13 protein-coding genes are annotated in these 15,031 nt (G+C 36.8%); 7 read left to right on the forward strand and 6 right to left on the reverse strand.

All coding sequences use genetic code 11. From position 1 onward, the window contains the following. Window positions 1–70: 70 nt before the first annotated feature. Window positions 71–826, forward strand: coding sequence for a diguanylate cyclase (locus ACYVEC_RS01620; protein WP_063221835.1), 756 nt, complete (start codon window positions 71–73; stop codon window positions 824–826). Then, window positions 823–2,124: a glycosyltransferase family 2 protein gene (locus tag ACYVEC_RS01625; protein ID WP_063221836.1), complete on the forward strand. Its 1,302-nt coding sequence runs from the start codon at window positions 823–825 to the stop codon at window positions 2,122–2,124. The genes ACYVEC_RS01620 and ACYVEC_RS01625 overlap by 4 nt, the downstream gene beginning before the upstream one ends. A 145-nt stretch (window positions 2,125–2,269) precedes the next feature. On the opposite strand, the gene ACYVEC_RS01630 is transcribed toward ACYVEC_RS01625, so the two are convergent. Together ACYVEC_RS01630 and opuD are read right to left on the reverse strand one after the other, a co-directional pair. Next, a complete protein-coding gene (locus ACYVEC_RS01630; RefSeq protein WP_000833067.1) occupies window positions 2,270–2,404 on the reverse strand; it encodes a hypothetical protein in 135 nt (44 codons plus the stop codon). Between the two features lie 282 nt (window positions 2,405–2,686). Continuing rightward, a complete protein-coding gene (opuD, locus tag ACYVEC_RS01635) occupies window positions 2,687–4,204 on the reverse strand; it encodes a glycine betaine transporter OpuD (protein ID WP_063221837.1) in 1,518 nt (505 codons plus the stop codon). Between the two features lie 665 nt (window positions 4,205–4,869). Here opuD and ACYVEC_RS01640 point away from each other — a divergent pair. Both ACYVEC_RS01640 and ACYVEC_RS01645 read left to right on the forward strand, forming a co-directional pair. After that, window positions 4,870–5,742 (forward strand): cell wall-binding protein EntA, encoded by an 873-nt coding sequence (locus ACYVEC_RS01640; RefSeq protein WP_063221838.1) that lies wholly within the window; start codon window positions 4,870–4,872, stop codon window positions 5,740–5,742. Window positions 5,743–5,821: 79 nt separating this feature from the next. Beyond that, window positions 5,822–6,124: a DUF3910 family protein gene (locus ACYVEC_RS01645; RefSeq protein ID WP_063221839.1), complete on the forward strand. Its 303-nt coding sequence runs from the start codon at window positions 5,822–5,824 to the stop codon at window positions 6,122–6,124. A gap of 42 nt (window positions 6,125–6,166) precedes the next feature. On the opposite strand, the gene ACYVEC_RS01650 is transcribed toward ACYVEC_RS01645, so the two are convergent. Genes ACYVEC_RS01650 through ACYVEC_RS01660 form a run of 3 tightly spaced genes read right to left on the reverse strand, consistent with a single transcriptional unit; the run spans window position 6,167 to window position 9,607 of the window. Then, entirely contained in the window at window positions 6,167–7,546 is a 1,380-nt protein-coding gene (locus ACYVEC_RS01650) for a zinc ribbon domain-containing protein (RefSeq protein WP_275719150.1), read from the reverse strand. Window positions 7,547–7,559: 13 nt separating this feature from the next. Next, window positions 7,560–9,113, reverse strand: coding sequence for a hypothetical protein (locus ACYVEC_RS01655; RefSeq protein WP_460505443.1), 1,554 nt, complete (start codon window positions 9,111–9,113; stop codon window positions 7,560–7,562). A 5-nt stretch (window positions 9,114–9,118) separates the two neighbouring features. Continuing rightward, entirely contained in the window at window positions 9,119–9,607 is a 489-nt protein-coding gene (locus ACYVEC_RS01660) for a zinc ribbon domain-containing protein (protein ID WP_063221842.1), read from the reverse strand. A gap of 157 nt (window positions 9,608–9,764) precedes the next feature. Here ACYVEC_RS01660 and ACYVEC_RS01665 point away from each other — a divergent pair, with 157 nt between their 5' ends. Then, window positions 9,765–11,384 carry an SWIM zinc finger family protein gene (locus tag ACYVEC_RS01665; RefSeq protein ID WP_063221843.1) on the forward strand — a complete coding sequence of 540 codons (1,620 nt, stop codon included), beginning with the start codon at window positions 9,765–9,767 and terminating at the stop codon, window positions 11,382–11,384. Then, window positions 11,368–14,124: a DEAD/DEAH box helicase gene (locus ACYVEC_RS01670; protein ID WP_063221844.1), complete on the forward strand. Its 2,757-nt coding sequence runs from the start codon at window positions 11,368–11,370 to the stop codon at window positions 14,122–14,124. Before ACYVEC_RS01665 ends, ACYVEC_RS01670 begins: the two co-directional genes overlap by 17 nt. Window positions 14,125–14,148: 24 nt before the next feature. On the opposite strand, the gene ACYVEC_RS01675 is transcribed toward ACYVEC_RS01670, so the two are convergent. Next, complete coding sequence (locus ACYVEC_RS01675) at window positions 14,149–14,634, reverse strand: VanZ family protein (RefSeq protein WP_063221845.1); 486 nt, start codon at window positions 14,632–14,634, stop codon at window positions 14,149–14,151. 110 nt (window positions 14,635–14,744) lie between these two features. Here ACYVEC_RS01675 and ACYVEC_RS01680 point away from each other — a divergent pair, with 110 nt between their 5' ends. Further along, window positions 14,745–14,969 carry a DUF1659 domain-containing protein gene (locus tag ACYVEC_RS01680; protein WP_063221846.1) on the forward strand — a complete coding sequence of 75 codons (225 nt, stop codon included), beginning with the start codon at window positions 14,745–14,747 and terminating at the stop codon, window positions 14,967–14,969. Window positions 14,970–15,031 lie beyond the last annotated feature (62 nt).

Below are 15,031 nucleotides of genomic sequence, written 5' to 3' on the forward strand. Positions count from 1 at the left end.
GGTCTATTTCTTAATAATTGCGCATACTACAAATATCCTTGCATGAATTATCTTTAAGGAGGAAAGTTTTGTGAAAGATAACTTCTATAAAGTCCTCTCTATGTGGATTTTACAAATCTTATTTTATTTTACAACTGTACATGTAACACAATATGAGCATGCTCTCATTTTTACAATTATATATGTAACTGTTAATGTACTATTTCTATTTTTGGCTGATAAAACTGCATTTGTTTTCTTCATATTAGGAACCATTATTTCGGTGTTCTACCTATTCTACCAAGCATGGCTTTACTTATGGAGTACATCAGAACAATGGGAATACATTATTACACACTTCCTAATGGCAGCAAACTTCTTCATTGTATATATATCAACTCATTTATTAAAGAAGGTTATTCATGAAAATAAAGAATTAACCGACCGTGTGAGAACGTTAGAACAGTACATTGGAGAATCAAAATTATTAACGAGACAAGAGTTCGAAAGAAGACAAGCATTATTAATCACTGCAATGAATCGTCGCAATGAAACAGGTGTTATTATTTCCTTCGACTTCACTTCCTTTAGTAAATATACGAAGGAAAGTGTTATGGATCGTGTAGCTTCATTATTAGTTGAAACGGTAAGAGCTGACTTTGACCTTGCTGCTGAATATGATAACAACACATTAGTCATTTTATTACAAAATACAAATGAAGCTGGTGCCGACATTGTAATGAACCGTCTACAGCCCAAAATGGAAAAATGGCTTGCAGTTGAGGCAATTCAAGACATTAAGATTAAACGAGAACAAATCGCTACAAAAGGACCGACAGTATTATGATGACACTCGTTATACTCCTTTTATTCCTCTTGTTTTGCGTACTTGTTTTTTGGATTAGCATCACCTTTTCAATTAAATATGTACTTATTTTTACAGCCTTTCTGTTCTCTGGCTTACTCGTTTACTATTCTTTCTTAACACTTGCGGGCTTAGTTCACCGAAATAGGAAACGAAAAGATCGTACGTTAGAACATTATCCAAGTGTCGACATTTTAATACCTGCCCACAATGAAGGCGTAGTTATTAAAGATACTTTAGAGGCGATGGCGAAGATTGAATATCCAGGCAAACTAACTGTTTATTTATTAAATGATAACTCTCAAGATGAAACACCTGAAATCGGTGACGATTTTGACAAAGCTTATGCTCACATTCGTCACATTCGTGTTCCGGCGGGTGAACCAAAAGGGAAATCGCGTGTACTAAACTATGGTCTGAGTATCTCAGATGGTGAATATTTCTGTGTTTATGATGCAGATAACCAGCCTGAACCAGATGCATTGCGAATGCTTGTAGAACACGCTGAAACAACTGAGGATGCCGTTGGAGCTGTTGGTCATGTTCGTACTGTAAATGAAAAAAGAAACTGGCTAACACGAATGATTTCGTTAGAATTTCAAATCTTCCAGCTCCTTATGCAATCCGGACGCTGGTTACTATTCCAAACGGGTTCACTGACAGGAACAAACATGCTTCTTCGTCGCTCTGCATTAGAAGAGCTTGGCGGCTATGACCCTTATGCAATTGCAGAAGATGCTGAATTAACATTACGAATTACACAAAAAGGCTATCTCTTACCAATCGTTCCAGAATCGGTTACATGGGAACAAGAACCTGAGCATTTAAAAATCCTTATTAAGCAACGTACACGTTGGCTTCAAGGGAACTTGTACATTTTAGAAAAAATGTTTTCTTCATTAAGTTTCTTTAAAGGAAAACTTCTCGTCCATTCCTTACAACAAGTTTTAGTATATGTTGTATTTTGGCTATTCTTAATCATTTCGAACGTTTGGTTCGTAATTGGGTTACTCGGTATATTCCAAATTCAATATAGCATTCCACTACTATTTATGTGGTATGTCGCATATATTACATATGTTTCTCAATTATTTAGTGCCCAGAGTGTAGAGCGAACCTTTACACCAACTAATATTTTTATTAGTGTTATCATGTACTTTACGTACGCACAGCTCTTTACGTACTTATTCATTCGTAGCTTAATTTTATACTTACGTGCAAAGAGCAAGAAACAAGTCATTGGCTGGGATAAAACAGTTCGATTCAAAAAAGATAAATAAAAATAAGCACAGAGCGCCGTATGCTCTGTGCTTATTTATTGCCGTATAAATTATATATATCAGACAATACCCCTTAGCTGAAAGTAATTTCACGTCCATCCCCCAACGAACGATCGACCTTCATTTATATACGAAAAAGTGATTGCTATTTTTGTAGAACCAATTGCTTCTCTTGCTGTTCTTTGCGCGTTTCAGTCTTAGGTTCCGTGCTTTCTTGGACACTACGATGTGCCACACGTTTCAAACAAATATGCTTCCACTTTCTTTCGTAACGTTTCATTATTCTAGATGTCCCCCTTGAATGCGCTTTAAAACTATTTGAAATCGCTTACAGGAAATAATATAGCACATATACATAAACGTGACAACACATTTCCGACAATTTTTTGTCAAAAATATGAATAGAGTTTGTAAAATATCGAACATTGTCGAAATTTCTCGTTTTTTCTTCGTATAAAAGGCATACTACTTATAAAGTAAAGTATTTTATTTCCCTTACTCGCAGTTCAAATCCCTTCTATATAAAAAAGAGCTGATGTATAATCAGCTCTTTTTCCTTCTATTATTTATGACGCTTCATACGTCCTTCTTTTTGTAACTCTTTAAATAACGCTGCCATCATAAAGAAAATAACGAAGACGAATGGGAATGCCGCAATGATAGCTGCCGTTTGCAAGGCTTCTAATCCGCCGATATATAATAAGGTAGAAGCTATAGCGGCTAGAACGATACCCCAAATCATTTTAATACGGTTTGGTGGATTTAAACTACCATGTGTCGTTAACATCCCTAAAACAAATGTTGCAGAATCTGCAGATGTAATAAAGAATGTTGCAATAAGTAAAATACCTAAAACCGATAAAGCTGATCCAAAGCTGCCCATCTGATCAAACATAGCGAATAATCCTACTTCTGTTCCCATTTCTTTCACTTTTTCAAAGATATGTGCATCACCAAACAGCTCCATATGAATACCAGTTCCGCCGAAAACGGAGAACCAAAGTGCACCAATTACGGTTGGTACGAGTAACACACCAATAACAAACTCACGAATGGTACGCCCTCGTGAAACACGCGCAATAAATGTACCTACGAATGGTGACCATGCAATCCACCATGCCCAATAGAAAATTGTCCATGACTGAATCCATTGATTTCCGCCTTCATCTAATGGACTTAAACGGAAGCTCATACTTGGCAATTCCTGAATATAAGAACCAATCGTTGAAGTGAAGTAATTCATAATAAAGTTTGTTGGACCTGCAAATAATACAATTATCATAAGTGCAAATGCCAAAATAATGTTCGTATTACTTAAATATTTTATTCCTTTATCAAGACCTGTCTGCGCAGATAACATGAAAAGAACGGTTACGATTGCAATAATAACTAACTGTGTCGTTAATGAATTCGGGATAGATGTTAAATAACTAACACCACCTGCAATTTGTTTCGCACCAAGACCTAATGATGTCGCAACACCAAACACCGTCGCGAAAACAGCTAACACATCAAATGAATGAGCAATACGCCCATGTTCCCCGCCCTTAAATAACGGACCTACTGTTGCACTAATCGTACTTGCTTTTCCTTTTCTAAAAGTAAAGTAAGCAATACACAACGCTACAAACGCATATAGTCCCCAAGGATGTAATCCCCAATGGAAAAATGAAAAGCGTAGTGCAAGACGCGCACTTTCCTCAGTTGCCCCTTCTCCAAACGGAGGTGCGTATAAATGGTTTAATGGTTCGGCAACGCCCCAGAAAACTAAGCCAATCCCCATACCAGCGCTAAATAGCATAGCAAACCATGTCATATAACTATAATCAGGTTCGTCATCATCTTTACCTAAACGAATAGAACCGTATTTCGAAACAATTAAAAAGATAGACACACCTAAAATAATAGAAACAGAAATAATATAAAACCATCCAAACTTACTAACTAATGCAGTTTGAATTGCGGTTGTTACATTTCCTAGGCTACCTTTTCCAATAATAGATTCGGGAATAATCCCCCAAAGTGTAAATGCAATACATAATGTTAATGAAACGATGAATGTTTTTGTCAGTTTCCTCATCAAATCCCCCTTCGTAGGTTTCACTTTTGTAAATAACATAAATTCCGATATGTAAAATCGGATAGAAAACTATAATTTTTGTGGTGATTTTCTTACCTTCACCTTCACCAATTCGAATTCTTATGGACAGCCTTACCTTCCGTATAACCTTTTCACTCTGCAAGAGCTACGAGATAGGAATACTGCTGTCAAAATGTGCGAGAAAAATGCGGATGGGAATGTGTTTTCCCAAAAAAGGATGTGTTACAGATGTAAAAAAGGGCATTTTTCTTCCTTGCAACCCTTTCTTTTTGTAACAATTATGCGGTTTTTTTGCTAGTATATAGCACGTGTTTATAGTTTCACAAACGAATTGTTTATGTTTATATAACTATATTACCCATAAAACGGTAAAATACTCAAGGAATGTAATCGTTTAGTTAACGTTTTGTAACACTCCTGCAATATTTTTATTTACGTCGAAAAAAATATGTTGCATTAAATATTTTGAATATAATTAGAAACCTACTAGTCATATAGAATGAAAAACGCTTTCCTATATTTTTGGTTATATTACAGGATGTTAACGACTTATTACGAATGGTTTGTAATTGTGTGTTTTCCCCAAATCCGAAAAAATCTGTTGCTATAATGAGGACACGAAAACAAACGCAATGGAGGCTATCATGAAAAAATTAATTGGAATAGCAACAGCAGCAGTTTTTGGTCTTGGGATTTTCACCGCATCTGCTAATGCAGAAACTGTTGTAACAACAGACGTACTAAATGTACGCGAAAACCCTACTACGGAATCAAAAGTTGTCGGTAAATTACTAAACGGTAATAAAATAGATGTACAAAATACAGAGAACGGATGGTCAAAAATCACTTTAAATGGTAAAGAATCATTCGTAAGTGCAGAGTTCACAAAAAGCATCTACTACGTAACAGCTAACGTATTAAACGTACGTGCTGAAGCGAACACAAACTCAGAAATTCTTGGGACGCTTAAGAAAGACGATATGATCGAAACAACGAACCAAGTACAAAATGAGTGGTTACAATTCGAATATAACGGGAAAACAGCTTATGTTCACGTTCCTCTCTTAACAGGTACAGCACCTGTTATCGAGAAACAAGAACAACCTGCTCCTGCTAAAACTGTAGCACCAGCTAAAGCACCTGTAGCACAAGCAAAACCAGCTGCTAAGCCTGCTGTGAAAGCTGCTGAAACTAGCACACCTTCTGGTGGTCGTGAGTTAACAGTTGTAGCTACAGCATATACAGCTCATCCGAGCGAAAACGGTGGCACATACGGTGGCCGTGTATTAACTGCAATGGGTCATGACTTAACAGCGAACCCGAACATGAAAATGATCGCTGTTGACCCGAAAGTAATCCCATTAGGATCTAAAGTATGGGTAGAAGGTTACGGAGAAGCTATCGCTGGAGATACTGGCGGTGCAATTAAAGGTAACCGTATCGATATCCTACTTGGATCAGATAGCGCTGCTCAAAAATGGGGACGCAAAACTGTTAAAGTGAAAATTTTAAAATAACCAATGACTGCTAAAGCCAGTTCTCTTTGTTGAGAGCTGGCTTTTATTTTTTTATAATAGCTATAAGGAGGTTATATTCATGAATGTACAAGCAAAAGTAGACTGGATCGGTACACCAAAACCGTATATATATAAAGATGAAGTAACATACGACGCTACTTCCATTGACTTTTCACTCGCGGGCGATGACAATCGCTATAAATTAATTGTGCTCAAGTCTGAAGAAAATACACATTACAAACTTGTCCAATATGGAATCAAACCCGGCTCACAAAAGCCATTCCCTATCGACATTCCATTCGAACAAAACATGTTACCAATTATAGAGCAAATACTACATGATCCATATGTACAAGCGATATTAAAGGAAACGCGCTTCTAATCGTAAAAAGGCTATCTCTATAATTGAGATAGCCTTTTTATATTAACGAGTCGGACCAGATACTTCCTCTGACTTAAGCGTATTATTCGCTCCAAGAGAATGGTACAATATCTTTCCATTTCCATTCACAGTAACAATATGGTCATTATTAAAGCTTTTAAACTTCACAGAGCCATCACCGTAACGAATATGATACTCTTCATATGTCGTTACTTTATATTTCGTTTCACTTTGACGCTCTACATTGCGAATTTCCATTGTTAATAAATCTTCTGTAATTCCTTTTTTGTGTAAATATTGTATATAATCACGGTCTTCCTTGTACGATTTCCCGCTCTTATCATAATTATTTTCAATTAGACTAAAATCATTTAATGAAATCGCACGCACATTATCATAAAGATGCTTTCGTACAAAGTCACCAACAGCCGAACTTGAAGTTTCTTTCGGGAATTTTAAATAATACGTGCTTTGGTCTCCAATTTTAATACTTTCAGATTTAATAACACCCAAATCAGTGTTTTTCTCTAAATGTACTTCTACCGTTTCATCTGTCGGTACAGGACCAAGTTTATAACTTCCATGACTCAATTTCCCGCGCTTCTTACCATTGACAAATACAGTTGCATCATTTTCATCTGAAGAAATGGTTACATAATTTCCTTCTAATGATAATTTAACATCCACTTTCGCCTCTTTTTCATCTGCTAAGTCCACTTCTTTTTCTGTTTCTAATTCAGTTAGTTCTGTCTTCGCTTTTGCCTTTACAACGTAAGAACCTGGGAAGTACGGACCAACTTCTTTTGAAGTTTTATCATTTGATAACTCTGTCTCTTTCTTATCATTCACATATACTTCAGCACTTTTCGCAGTTGTGCTTACATTCATATAATAAGATTTCATATTAAGTTTATACTTCGGATATAAGAACCATTCTTTTCCGTCTTCTATAATTTGACCATCTTTAAATGATGCTTTATCACTTGCTAGTTTTTGATCCACTGTCTCTCTTTGTAAATAAGATAGTAGTTCTTTATTATAAGAAGGGTTTTCTTTTAAATAACGGATGTACCCCTTAATATCTTCAGCTTTCATTTTCAAACTCGGATCATCTACTTTTACAAACTCATCAATTGCATTCGCATCTTTCTTTTGGAATGCTTCAATCATAGCATTGACCTGCTTTTCTTTTGAAAACTTGCTTGCCCCAAATTTATACGCACCAAACAATATAGCAAAGATAACAACAAAGCATATAAGTAACATTATATTTTTCTTACTTTTCACTGGCTTTATTTCTCGTTGTACTTCTGAACGAGAAGAAGCTGTTTGATCAGCAATTACTTCTACCTTACTTCCACACTCAGAACAAAAGTTCAAATGATCCGCAACTTGTTTATTACATTTCCCACAAAACTTCAAATGACTCTCCTCCTTATTTTTTTACTAACTTCATACCAGCAAATGTTAATGCGTACGAAAGAAGAAAACTACCTACTATTAAATACAGCGTGCTACTTTGAATAGAGAACAATGGTCCGGAAATCCCAGCAAACTCCTTCATAACTTCCTTACTCCCTGAAGCCTCAATATGAATTTTGGCCAATCCATTTACACAAAGCATCATCACAGTATACACCGCACTAAACACAGCAATAGTTACGTACATATTTTTCATCGGATATTGAGCCAATTTCATCCCAGCTCTAAATAGTAAAATGCATGGTAATAAAATTAATAACCCCCACCAGTGCATATAGGAATTGAAATCATCAATTTCTTTTACACGTTTAAGATTCGCTCCATTAGCAATTTCCAGATCTTTTAATGACGTACCATTTATTGATATTCCTGACGTATAAGATAAATGCAATGGACCTTTTTCAATTGAGTATCTTCTCATTTCTCTATCCATATCTCCCCACTCAATTTCTGTTGAAGCAAAGTGAGCCATATTCCACATGTATGGTGTTGCTTCTAATGAAATTAATGTTTTATATGTTTTCTCGGGAAAATCAATTGGTCCCACTGATTTTGAACTGCTAAATAAAATTGTAATAAGTATAATACCAAATGTAATAAGCAATCCTTTTAATACAGTTACCACACTATAATAAATAGACGTTGCATATGGAACACTTCGACTCATAGAAGATAATAGACGGTGTGGCCCTGCTTGAATACACATACCAATAAAGGTAAATAGTAAACCAAATATAATGCCATACAATAAACTAATAACATGAGAATAACCAATACTGATTGTCATCGTTTTATAGAATTGAGAAATTGTCGTAGAAGAACTTGCGATAAAGCTTACGATGCACAAGAAAATTCCATATACAATACCGATAACACTTGATGTTAGTAACTTCTTACGCCAAACAGCAGAAGGGTTGCTTCTCTCTACAAAGAATCCAATTCCACCTAATATAAGTGCTGGAATTGCTAACAAGATGAACAATGGGAAATGAAGGATAAATGACATCGCATATTCCCCGCTCCCACTAACTTCAAGGCCTATTAAATGATACATTAAAATTAATGGTGCTATGCCAACGAAAGATTGATTAATAGTACCCATATTCAACATACCGTTCATATTTGTAAGCATCGTTCTCACTAGGTCGTTAATCGCCGCATCGACAACTAGGCTACCAATCCAACCGGCTATAAACATACATACGATTGCAAGCCCACCACCAAGTAAACCTTTTTTCAAAGTGCTTCCAGATGGACTTACATGTAATTGTAAACCTTCGTCTGGTAATCTTGTTTTCATCTCTTTTTTCATAATACCTAATAAGGAATCCCCGCATTTCTCACAATACGTAGCAGTCCCTTTACTTTCAACTCCACAAGTTCGGCAATACTTTGAGTCTTTCGGCGCTAAGATAACTTCACTTTCTACACTACCTGTACTTGATCCATCATGTGTACAATAATTCGCTACATCCGATTGTTCTAGACCACAAGTTTTACAATACATGTTCCTCACTCCTTACTTTGCTTCATACCACAAACTGGACAGAATGTAGCCTCTGTTGCAATTTGTTCACCACATGAAGTACATGACCCATTTTCAGCATCTTTTGATTGAAGGAGTAACTCATTTTCTTTTCCACACTGTCCACAAAATTTATCATTTAATGATAATGGGCCGCCACAGCTACATTGCCCTTTCTGTCCTTGATTCTGTAAATTAGCTATTTGCTTACGCGTGTTATAAATAGCAACATCCAGCTCTTGTACTGGTTCTATAATATTTTTTAACACATCTACTCGAACTTCATCATTGCGGAGTTGCATATATGCCGTTTGACCAAGTTCCAGCAAAATTTCAGTTTTCGCCTGTAGTTTCTCTTGCGTAATTTTCTTTAATTGCGCAACCTCTTGAGCTACTTGTAATTTCATCTTCCCTTGCTCGATTCCCTCTTGCAATTTGTTCATACCGCTACCAAACTTTGATTGTAAATCTGACAAAATTTAATCCCTCCATAAATATATATTAATATACGAAATTAACATTTTATATATTACCATGATTTTCAAGTAATGTAATCCAAATTTCATTTTTTCTGTTTTGAGCATTTTTTGTTTATAATGGTAAAGGAAAGAAATATGTGTACGGAGGAATATTATGCTGCAACACTCGATTACGAAAGATGAAATTATGATGATTGCGAATGAGTTCGTTCAAGGACTAGATCCACAGCAAACAGCTGATCAGGAACATGTCGCTACAGCTCGGCACCTATATCGTAGTGGTGTTGTCTACAACGTTGACTTTGATGGTTATACGCTATCAGGAACTGTAGATGCTGAAGGCAGCGTATATAGCGTCCATATCCCGATTCGTAACGTCGCTGAAAGCTATTGCGATTGCTTCGCACCAACGCAATGTGAGCATATGCTCGCTGTGTTACTGTCTGCAGCGTCTAGTTTTGGGCAAGTAGGAGATGTATTAAATTTATTTAAAAATAATACGAAACCTTCCCTTCCTCCTATTCGAACTGCAAGACAAGTATTGCAATCATCAGCTTTTGAGGAAAGTGATTATAAAAGTTGGCAATCCTATTTTGATAACGAATATGAATCATTTAAAAAAGAACAAGCTCGGCTTACTTATAAACAAATGTATTTTCTTATGAGTATTTTTACAGACTTCTATACGAAACTCGAACGGAAAGCTCCGCGTATCATTGCGATACATGAGTTGTTCAGGCTACATGCAGCGCTTTATTGCTTTCAAAAATTATTAGAAGAAATTCAGGACTTTGAAGCAAATAAAACGTATTCTTATCATCAGCCTGTTAATGTCGTTCGCCTATTTGTAGATAAAGTGGAATCCATCGTTCGGGACTTACAATCAGAAGCGATTCCTTCAGAGTCTGAATCAATTTTGCAAGAAACAGCTCGTCTCGTTCACGAAGTATTCTTCTCCACTGACGCCTATACGCAAGAGAGATTTTTTATTTATCGTCACATATGGAGTGAACTCTTACAGAATAAAGAGCAACTGCAAGAAGAAGAAAAACGAATCGATACGAAAATCAATCCACTTTCCAAAGCATTAGCATCTTCTCATCTACTCTTTTTAAATGACGAAGATTTACTAGCGATGGACTTACTCAAAAAACAGCCTGCTTCTGTTGTAAGTTTGTACTTCTATTGGTTAGAAGAGCTATTAAATACAATGCAATGGGATCGTGCGAAAAACTGGCTTTCCTTTACGTATAAACAAGTAAAGAAAACGATACATGAGTACGAAAATACTGTTTTTATCAAAGATATCGTTCGCTTATTTGTAAACATGTATGAAACATATGCAACCCATACAAACGAACAAGCCGGATTCGAAATGATATTGCAAGAGCTATTACCGTATAGTTTCGCAAACTATGAACAATACGTACTCGCGAAAAAACAGTATCGTACATGGGCAGAACTCCATCTCTTACATGGGTTTGAAGCAATTGAAATTTTGAAAGAGCCGCTGAAAGATATTGAAAAGGAAGCGCCAGAAGCGGCACTCCCTCTTTATCACCTTGCTGCTACTGAGGCCATTGAAGAGCGAAATCGCAAATCATATAGACGTGCAGTTCGTTACTTAAAGAAATTACGTACATTATATAAACGATTAAAGCGCACCGATGAATGGGATGCTTTCATTATTCACATCGCAAACTTACATTCACGTCTACGTGCACTACAAGAGGAATTACGGAAAGGAAAATTAATCGATGATCAATCAAACTGAAGTAACAATTAGGCTCCAGCACGTTAGTCAAGGTTGGTTCCTTTGGGGAGAAGATGACAGCGGTACTCCATTATCCGTAACAAGCTGGAAACGAAATGCATTTACATGGCACTCTACTTCCTTCTACGGTACATTTCTAAAAGAAGCAACCTTTGAAGGAAAACAAGGTGTTATACTAACAAACGCACAAGCATTTGAATACATCGCGAATAAACCGATGAACTCCTTTGCCCATATTCAAATGAACGGTCCTATTACAGCACTTACGAAAGATGCAAATGAATTATGGGATGCCTTCGTCAGCGGTAGCTTCGTACCCGATATGGAGCGTTGGCCCAAACAACCATCTTGGAAAGTTCAACATACACCGATTGAAGATGACACATTAGCATCTCTTTTCTCATCCGCGGTAAATGAAAGCATATTACAAGATAACCGTTCGAACGACGGATGGGAAGATGCAAAGAGACTTTATGAACATTACGACTTTACGAAAAGACAATTGGACGCAGCACTACATGAAGAAGATTGGCTTCGAAAAATTGGTTACATTGAAGATGACCTTCCCTTTACAATTGGCCTAAGGCTACAAGAGCCGCAAGAAGAATTTGAAATGTGGAAGCTTGAAACAATTGTTACACCAAAGCGCGGGGCTCATCGCATATATGTATATGAGAGTATCGATTCTTTGCCAAAACGATGGCACGATTATGAAGAACGTATTCTTGAAACACAAGAAGGCTTCAGTAGACTTGTACCGTGGTTAAAAGACGGTGATACATTCCGAAGTGAACTCTTTGAAACAGAAGCATGGAACTTCTTAACAGAAGCAAGTAACGAATTACTTGCCGCAGGTATTACGATTTTATTACCATCGTGGTGGCAAAATTTAAAAGCGACAAAACCAAAATTACGTGTGCAGCTGAAGCAAAATGCCACACAAACGCAATCTTTCTTCGGCATGAATACACTCGTTAATTTTGACTGGCGCATTTCAACGAACGGCATTGATTTATCAGAAAGCGAATTTTTCGAACTCGTTGAACAAAACAAACGGTTATTCAATATAAATGGTCAATGGATGAGACTAGATCCAGCCTTTATTGAAGAAGTACGAAAGCTTATGAACCGTGCCGATAAGTATGGACTCGAAATGAAAGATGTCCTTCAGCAACATTTATCAAACACTGCTGAAACAGAAATTGTAGAAGAGGATAGTCCGTTTACCGATATTGAAATTGAACTAGATGGATATTATGAAGATCTATTCCAAAAATTATTGCACATTGGAGATATTCCAAAAGTAGATGTCCCTTCTTCACTACATGCAACACTCCGTCCGTATCAACAACATGGAATTGAGTGGTTATTATATTTAAGGAAGCTTGGGTTCGGCGCATTATTAGCTGACGATATGGGGCTTGGAAAAAGTATTCAAACGATCACTTACTTACTATATATAAAAGAGAACAACCTCCAAACAGGTCCTGCCTTAATCGTGGCACCGACATCTGTTCTTGGAAATTGGCAAAAAGAATTTGAACGTTTCGCACCAAATTTACGTGTTCAGTTACATTATGGAAGTAACCGAGCGAAAGGCGAATCATTTAAAGACTTCCTTCAATCAGCAGATGTTGTATTAACATCTTATGCATTGGCTCAGCTTGATGAAGAAGAACTTAGTACGTTATGCTGGGATGCTGTTATTTTGGATGAAGCGCAAAATATTAAAAACCCACATACGAAACAGTCAAAAGCAGTGCGAAACTTGCCAGCTAATCACAAAATTGCTTTAACCGGTACACCGATGGAAAACCGACTTGCCGAGCTTTGGTCTATTTTCGACTTCATTAATCACGGATATCTCGGCAGCTTAGGACAATTCCAGCGCCGCTTCGTCTCACCGATTGAAAAAGATCGTGACGAAGGAAAAATCCAACAAGTTCAACGTTTTATCTCACCATTTTTACTGCGACGAACGAAAAAGGATCAAACAGTCGCACTAAACTTACCAGATAAACAAGAACAGAAAGCTTACTGTCCACTTACCGGTGAACAAGCTTCCTTATATGAACAACTTGTTCAAGATACATTGCAAAATGTAGAAGGATTAAGCGGGATTGAACGACGCGGATTTATATTACTAATGCTGAACAAACTTAAACAAATTTGTAACCATCCCGCTCTTTATTTAAAAGAAGCAGAACCAAAAGACATCATCGAACGTTCCATGAAAACGAGCACACTAATGGAACTAATTGAAAATATAAAAGATCAAAATGAAAGTTGCTTAATCTTCACACAATACATTGGTATGGGGAACATGCTAAAAAATGTATTAGAAGAACATTTCGGTCAGCGCGTCCTCTTCTTAAACGGTAGCGTACCGAAGAAAGAACGTGACAAAATGATCGAGCAGTTCCAAAACGGAACGTATGACATTTTCATCTTATCGTTAAAAGCAGGCGGAACTGGCTTAAACTTAACAGCGGCCAACCATGTCATTCACTACGACCGTTGGTGGAATCCAGCTGTAGAAAACCAAGCAACAGACCGCGCATATCGTATTGGTCAAAAGCGCTTTGTACACGTTCATAAACTTATTACAACAGGGACACTCGAAGAGAAAATTGATGAAATGTTAGAGAGAAAACAATCATTAAACAACGCTGTCATTACAAGCGATAGTTGGATGACCGAACTATCTACAGATGAACTAAAAGAATTGCTTGGTGTATAAACAAAAGGAGCTAATCTCAAAAGATTAGCTCCTTTTTCTATTCCAAAACCAATTACTTATTATAATCCCTGTTAATCCGCCGCACGTATCCAGTAATGAATCTTGCCACATCGGTGTACGATCTCCCGTAGTCCATTGATGAATTTCATCAAATGTTGCATATCCTGCAACGAGAAGGAGAGCGTATATAAAACACCTTTTTCTCGAATAACCCAATCGATGAAAAGCATAATACGTCAATGAACCAAGCATAAAGAACACCATAAAATGAGCACCTTTACGAAGGAAAAACTCAATAAATCCGCCTACACCTTTATTTGCAATGCTAACAGGTGTACCACCGCCGTAATCGATAGATACCCATGAAAAATGCTCTTTCACAAACTCCACATTTACATATTGTTCAATATCCGAACGCATATCCTGCTTTTTATATGGTTGTGCCGAGGAATAGAAAATCAACCCCATCCATAGTAAAACAGGAATCCAAAATAACCATTTACGATTCATTCTTCCGAAACCCCTCTCTTAGTCTTTTAAGAGTACCAAAAAAAAGAATACATTTCACGCCAAAACATGACATTCACACCCTATTTATATAGTGAAAGGGGGTGATAAACATGGCAGTCGAAACAATCGTAATGGATTTAACTTTACGTCTTGTCTTAAACAATGGAGTAGATAAGAACGGAAAAACAGTTTTTAAGAACAAACAATTTAAGCGTGTAAAAACAAACGCAAACTTAGAGCAAGTACAAAACGTAGCACGTGCCCTTGCTTCCTTACAAGCATTACCACTTCACGCTGTACAACTTGTTAGCACATCAGATCTTTCTAGCCTATAAGATGAAACTTTAATTAGTGGGGGTTCATCCCCTCTGATTGTTAGCCAACACTAACAGCTGAA

The organism is Bacillus sp. MN7755, assembly GCF_054771475.1.

Coding starts and splice junctions, on each gene's coding strand:
- ACYVEC_RS01625 (WP_063221836.1), top strand. CDS start 823: ATGATGACACTCGTTATACTCCTTTTATTCCTCTTGTTTTGCGTACTT.
- ACYVEC_RS01630 (WP_000833067.1), bottom strand. CDS start 2,404: ATGAAACGTTACGAAAGAAAGTGGAAGCATATTTGTTTGAAACGTGTG.
- opuD (WP_063221837.1), bottom strand. CDS start 4,204: ATGAGGAAACTGACAAAAACATTCATCGTTTCATTAACATTATGTATT.
- ACYVEC_RS01640 (WP_063221838.1), top strand. CDS start 4,870: ATGAAAAAATTAATTGGAATAGCAACAGCAGCAGTTTTTGGTCTTGGG.
- ACYVEC_RS01645 (WP_063221839.1), top strand. CDS start 5,822: ATGAATGTACAAGCAAAAGTAGACTGGATCGGTACACCAAAACCGTAT.
- ACYVEC_RS01655 (WP_460505443.1), bottom strand. CDS start 9,113: ATGTATTGTAAAACTTGTGGTCTAGAACAATCGGATGTAGCGAATTAT.
- ACYVEC_RS01665 (WP_063221843.1), top strand. CDS start 9,765: ATGCTGCAACACTCGATTACGAAAGATGAAATTATGATGATTGCGAAT.
- ACYVEC_RS01670 (WP_063221844.1), top strand. CDS start 11,368: ATGATCAATCAAACTGAAGTAACAATTAGGCTCCAGCACGTTAGTCAA.
- ACYVEC_RS01675 (WP_063221845.1), bottom strand. CDS start 14,634: ATGAATCGTAAATGGTTATTTTGGATTCCTGTTTTACTATGGATGGGG.
- ACYVEC_RS01680 (WP_063221846.1), top strand. CDS start 14,745: ATGGCAGTCGAAACAATCGTAATGGATTTAACTTTACGTCTTGTCTTA.